Source organism: Actinoplanes couchii, assembly GCF_016862075.1.
Lineage (GTDB): Bacteria > Actinomycetota > Actinomycetes > Mycobacteriales > Micromonosporaceae > Actinoplanes > Actinoplanes couchii.
Genome location: NZ_BOMG01000064.1, coordinates 20,730 through 27,069, shown reverse-complemented (window position 1 = coordinate 27,069; position 6,340 = coordinate 20,730). Strand labels below are relative to the sequence as shown.

The 6,340-nt window shown below is 73.8% G+C and carries 1 pseudogene; it reads left to right on the top strand.

What is annotated here, in order from left to right:
* Positions 1–47: 47 nt before the first annotated feature.
* Positions 48–6,335 (top strand): annotated as a pseudogene (locus Aco03nite_RS26100) (type I polyketide synthase); the annotation flags it as partial.
* Between the last annotated feature and the right edge of the window lie 5 nt (positions 6,336–6,340).

Below are 6,340 nucleotides of genomic sequence, written 5' to 3'. Positions count from 1 at the left end.
GCGATCTCCGGACGAGAAAGGCCTCTGACGTGCCGGAAGAAGAGAAGCTGGTCGAGTACCTCAAGTGGGTCACGGCGAACCTGCACGAGACGAGACAGCGGCTGGAACAGGTCGAGGCGGGCGCGAACGAGCCGATCGCCATCGTCGGGATGGCGTGCCGCCTGCCCGGCGGGGTGGAATCGCCGGACGACCTGTGGGCGCTGGTCGCCGGGGAACGTGACGGCATCAGCCCGTTCCCCACCGACCGCGGCTGGGACCTGGACACCCTCGCCGCCGGTGGCGCCGGCGGGCAGGGCCGCAGCGCCTCGCTGGAGGGCGGCTTCCTGGACGGGATAGCCGACTTCGACGCGGCCTTCTTCGGGGTGTCACCGCGGGAGGCGATGGCGATGGACCCCCAACAGCGGCTGCTGCTGGAGACGTCGTGGGAGGCGTTCGAGTCGGCGGGCATCGAGCCGGGCGCGCTGCGCGGCAGCCCCACCGGCGTGTTCATGGGCACCAACGGCCTGGACTACTCCACGCTGATCGCCCAGTCCCGCGAGGACGTCGGCAGCCACGCCGGCACCGGCCTGGCCTCCAGCGTCATCTCCGGCCGCCTGTCGTACACGTTCGGGCTGGAGGGGCCGTCGTTCACCGTCGACACCGCCTGCTCGTCGTCGCTGGTCGCGCTGCACTCCGCGGTCGCCGCCCTGCGCAACGGCGAGTGTTCGCTGGCTCTGGCCGGCGGCGTCACCGTGATGGCCACCCCGGTCAGCTTCACCGGCTTCAGCGTCGACGGCGGCCTGTCCACCGCGGGCCGCTGCCGGTCCTACTCCGACGCGGCCGACGGCACCAGCTGGTCCGAGGGCGTCGGCGTGCTCGTCGTCGAGCGGCAGTCCGACGCCATCGCCAACGGCCACCGGATCCTTGCTCTGGTACGCGGATCCGCGGTCAACTCCGACGGCGCGTCCAACGGCATCACCGCCCCCAACGGCCCGTCCCAGCAGCGCGTCATCAAGCAGGCGCTGTCCAGTGCCGGGCTCGCGTACGCCGACGTGGACGTGGTCGAGGGTCACGGCACGGGCACCCCGCTGGGTGACCCGATCGAGGCACAGGCCCTGCTGGCGACGTACGGCCGCGATCGTGAAGTGCCTTTGCTGTTGGGCTCGGTCAAGTCGAACATCGGGCACACCCAGGCGGCGTCCGGCGTGGCCGGTGTGATCAAGATGGTGATGGCGATGCGGCACGGGCTGGTCCCGCGCTCGCTGCACCTGGACGAGCCGTCCTCGCACGTGGACTGGGAGGCCGGCAGCATCCGGCTGTTGCAGGAACCGGCCGCGTGGCCGCGCAACGACCGGCCCTGGCGTGCCGGGGTGTCCTCGTTCGGCATCTCCGGCACCAACACCCACGTCATCATCGAGCAGGCCCCGGCGGACACCACCGCCGCCACCGCGTCGCCGGGACCGGTGCCGCTTGTCGTCTCGGCCAAGTCCGAGCGGGCCCTCGACGCCCAGATCGGCCGGTTGCGCACCTGGCTGGCCGCCAACCCGGCCACCGCGCCCGCCGACGTCGCGCTCTCCCTGACCGGGCGCTCGCCGTTCGCGCAGCGTGCCGTCCTGGCCGCCGACGGCACCGAACTCGCCCGCGGCACCGCCGCCGTCGCCGGGCGTCTCGGCATGGTCTTCACCGGACAGGGCTCGCAGCGCGCCGGCATGGGCCGCGGCCTGTACCGGCGTTTCCCGGTGTTCGCGTCGGCGTTCGACGAGGTCGTGGCCAACCTGACCATCGACTGGGACGACCTGGACGCCACCGGCAACGCCCAGCCGGCGATCTTCGCCGTCGAGGTGGCGCTGTACCGGCTCCTGGAATCGTGGGGCGTCCGCCCCGAGGTGCTGTCCGGCCATTCGGTGGGGGAGATCGCGGCCGCGCACGTCGCCGGAGTGCTCTCCCTGACGGACGCCTGCACGCTGATCTCCGCGCGCGGCCGCCTCATGCAGGCACTGCCGCCCGGCGGCGTGATGATCGCGGTCCAGGCCGGCGAGGGCGACATCCCGGAGGGCGTCGACATCGCGGCGATCAACGGCCCGGACGCCGTCGTGCTGTCCGGCCCCGCTTCCGCTCTGGAAAAGATCACGAGCCGTTTCGAGCGCACCAGGCGGCTGAACGTCAGCCACGCGTTCCACTCGGTCCTGATGGATCCGATGCTCGACGAATTCCGTGCGGTGGTCGAGGGACTGACGTTCCACGAGCCCACAGTGCCGCTGGTGTCGAACGTGACCGGCCGGATCGAGTCGGAGCTGTTCACCGACCCCGGCTACTGGGTCCGGCACGTGCGCGAGACGGTCCGGTTCGCCGACGGGGTCACCGCGATGGCCGCCGGCACCGTCGTCGAGGTCGGCCCGGACGCCGTGCTCACCGGCGCGATCGACGCCGATTTGGTGGTGCCCACCCTGCGCCGCGACCGGGACGAGGACACCGCCCTGCTCGAGACGGTGGCCGCCCTCTGGAGCACCGGAACCGACCTGGACCTGAGCGCCTGGTACCCGGGCGCCCACCGGACCGGCCTGCCCACCTACGCCTTCGACCACGAACGGTACTGGCCGCGCCCGCTGGCCCACTCCGGTGACGTCGGCTCGATCGGCCTCACCGCCGCCCTGCACCCGATGCTCGGCGCGGTGACCACCCTCGCCGACACCGGCGAGGTCGTCCTGACCGGCCTGCTGTCGCTGCGGGTGCACCCGTGGCTGGCCGACCACCGGGAATCCGGGCAGATCATCGTGCCCCCGTCCGGCTGGCTGGAACTCGCCGTCCGGGCCGGTGACCAGGTCGGCGCCGAGCACGTCCGCGACCTGGAACTGCACGCCCCGCTGGCGATCGGCGACCGGTCCTCGGCCGCCCTCCAGGTCCGGGTCGGAGTCGCCGGCGAGGACGGGATCCGCCCGGTGTCGATGCACTCCCGGCCGGAGAACGCCGACGGCGCCTGGGTGCTGCACGCCCGCGGCAGCCTCGCCCCGGCCGCCACCGAACCGGACCCCGGATTCGACACCACCACCTGGCCGCCGCTGCACGCCACCGGCGCCGACCTCGACGGCTTCCACGAGGTGCACGGCCACGGACCGGCCTTCACCGGCCTGCACGCGGTCTGGCTGCAGGGCGACGAGGCGTACGCCGAGGTGACCCTGCCCGAACCGGTCGCCGGCGACGCCCAGTACTTCGGCATCCACCCGGCCCTGCTCGCCTCGGTCACCCACGTCACCGGCCTGCTCGGCCTGGACGACGAACTGCGCCCCCGGTCCTTCCGGGGCGTCACCCTGCACGCCGCCGGGGCCACCACACTGCGCTGCCGCATCGTCCGGCAGGGCCCGGACACGGTCCGGATCGCCGCCGTCGACCCGGCCGGCGCCCCGGTCCTCACCGTGCGGGAACTCGGCCTGGAACGCCCGCCCTCCGCGATGTCCGCCGCCGAGCAGCTCCCGCTGTTCCGGATGGAGTGGCCCGCCCTGGACACCCCGGAACCGGCAGCCGTCCGGCACGCCGTGTTCGGCGACTCGGTGGCCGAACTCCCCTCCGACGTGGAGATCGTGGTCCTGCCGGTCACCGGCGACCCCGCCGACGTCGCCGGCTCCACCCACCGGATCGCCGGCCGGGTCCTCGACGCGGCACAGGCCTTCCTGGCCGACAGCCGGCTGTCGAACGCCCGGATGCTCGTCGTCACCGACGGCGCCGTCGCCGCCGACGAGGGCGAACCGATCCGCGACCTGCCGGCCGCCGCCGTCTGGGGCCTGATCCGGTCCGCGTACGCGGAGAACCCGGACCGCTTCCTCATCGTCGACACCCCCGACCCGGCCGCGTTCCTGCCGCTCGTGCCCGGTGTCACCGCCGACGGTGACCAGCAGTTCGTGGTCCGCGACGGCATCGTCCGGGTCGGCCGGATGGCCCGCCTCGCCTCCGCCGACACCCTGCTGCCCCCGGCCGGCGGCGCCTGGCGGCTGGTCCGCGCCGGCGACGACGTCGCCCTCGTCCCGTGCCCCGAGGTGTGGGAGCCGCTCGGCCCGTCCCAGGTACGCATCGACGTCCACGCCGCCGCCCTGAGCACCACCCGCACCGACGGCCCGCTCGGCTGCACGGTCGCCGGCATCGTCACCGAGGCCGGCGCCGACCTGCGCGGCTACAACCCCGGCGACCGGGTGATGGGCCTGGTCTCCGGCGGCGTCGGCCCGATCGCCGTCGCCGACGGCCGGTCCCTGGCCGCCGTCCCGCCGCACTGGTCCTGGACCGAGGCCGCGTCCGCCGCCACCGACCCGGACCTGGGCCGCCCGGCGGTCGTCGACGCCTGGGACGTACGCCGGGCCCGCGCCGCCCTCCGCGCGACCGAGAACGGCACCGACCCGCTGGTCCTGGAGATGCCGGTCCGCTGGCTGCACGACGGCACCGTGCTGATCACCGGCGGCACCGGCGCCCTCGGCCGGCACTTCGCCCGCCGCCTGATCGCCAACGGCGCCCGCAACCTGCTGCTGACCAGCCGGCGCGGCCCGGACGCCCCGGGCGCCGCCGAACTCGTCGCCGAACTGGGCGCGTCGGTCACCGTCGTCGCCTGCGACCCGGCCGACCGCAACCAGGCCGCCGCCCTGATCGCGTCCATCCCGCCGACCCGCCCGCTGACCGCGGTGTTCAACATCGCCGGTGTGCTCGACGACGCCATCCTCACCTCGCTCACCCCGGACCGGATGGAACGGGTGCTGCGGCCCAAGGTCGACGCCACCTGGAACCTGCACGAACTCACCCGGGACATGGGCCTGGCCGCCTTCGTGTCGTTCTCCTCCGGCGCGGGCATCATGGGCAACCCCGGCCAGGGCAACTACGCGGCCGCGAACGCCTTCGTGGACGCGCTCGCGCACCACCGCCAGAGCCTCGGACTGCCCGGCCTCACCCTCGCCTGGGGACCGTGGGACGACGCCGACGGCATGACCGGCTACATGGGCGAGACCGACATGCAGCGCATGCGGGCCTCCGGCATGCCACCACTGCAGGTCGAGGAGGGCCTGGACCTGTACGACGCGGCGATCGGCTCGTACTCGCCGTACGTCGCCCCGCTGGCCATGAAGTCCGGCCCGGCCGTCCCCGGCGCGTTCGTGCCGCCGCTGTTCCGCGGCCTGGTCCGGATGTCCCGGCGCGCGGCCGCCACCGCCGAGACCGGCGGCGTCACCCTCGCCCGGCAGCTGGCCGCCCTGACCGGCGGGGATCCCGCCCGGCTGCTGGTGGACCTCGTCCGCACCGAGGCCGCCGCGGTCCTCGGCCACCCCGACGCGACCGCCGTCGACGCCCAGCGCAACTTCTACGAACTGGGCTTCGACTCGCTGACCGCGGTGGAACTGCGCAACCGGCTCAGCGCCGCCACCGGCCTGCGGCTGCCGGCCACCGTCATCTTCGACAACAAGACACCCGACGAACTGGCCGGCTGGATCCGCGCGGAACTGGCGGTCCAGCAGGGCACCACCACCGGCCTGGCCGCACCGGCCGGTGAACCGGAACGCGACTCGGTGGAGCGGCTGTTCCTCGACGGCCTGGCCGCCGGCAAGGTCCGCGAGGCCCAGCGGATGCTCGCCACCCTCGCCGCGCTGCGCCCCACCTTCGAGTACGTCTCGGAGCTGGAGGACCTGCCGCTGTCGATGCAGCTCGCCGCGGGCGCCACCGGACCGCAGCTGATCTGCGTCCCGGCGCCGACCGCGAACTCCGGCCCGCACCAGTACTCCCGGCTGGCCGCCCAGTTCCGCGGCGAGCACGAGGTGTCCGCGCTGCCACTGATCGGGTTCGCCACCGGCGAGCGGCTGCCGGACAACCCGGAGGTGGCCGTCCGGGTCATCGCGGAGAGCGCGCTGCGGGCCAGCGACGGCAAGCCGTTCGTGCTGGTCGGCCACTCGTCCGGCGGCTCCCTGGCGTACGCCGCCGCAGGGGTTCTGGAAAGCACCTGGGGTGTCCGGCCCACCGCGGTGATCCTGCTGGACACCCTGAGCTTCCAGCACAACGAGGACGAGGGTGTCGACTACGGCGGCATGATGCAGCTCAACTTCGCCGGCGGCGACGACGCCTCCCCGGTGCGGCTGACCAACTCCCGGCTGTCCGCGATGGGCCGCTGGATGGTGCTGCTGAACCGCATGCAGGTCCAGCACACCACCGCACCGGTCCTGTCGATCCGCTGCACCCGGGAGAGCGTCGCGGGCAGCGTCGCCGACCTCACCCCGATCGTCGAGGGCGCGGTGGTGAGCCCGATCGACGCCGACCACCTGTCCCTGGTCCGCGAGGACTCGGAACACACCGCCGTCCTGATGCGGCAGTGGCTGGGAGCCCTCGCGGGGTAGGCGGC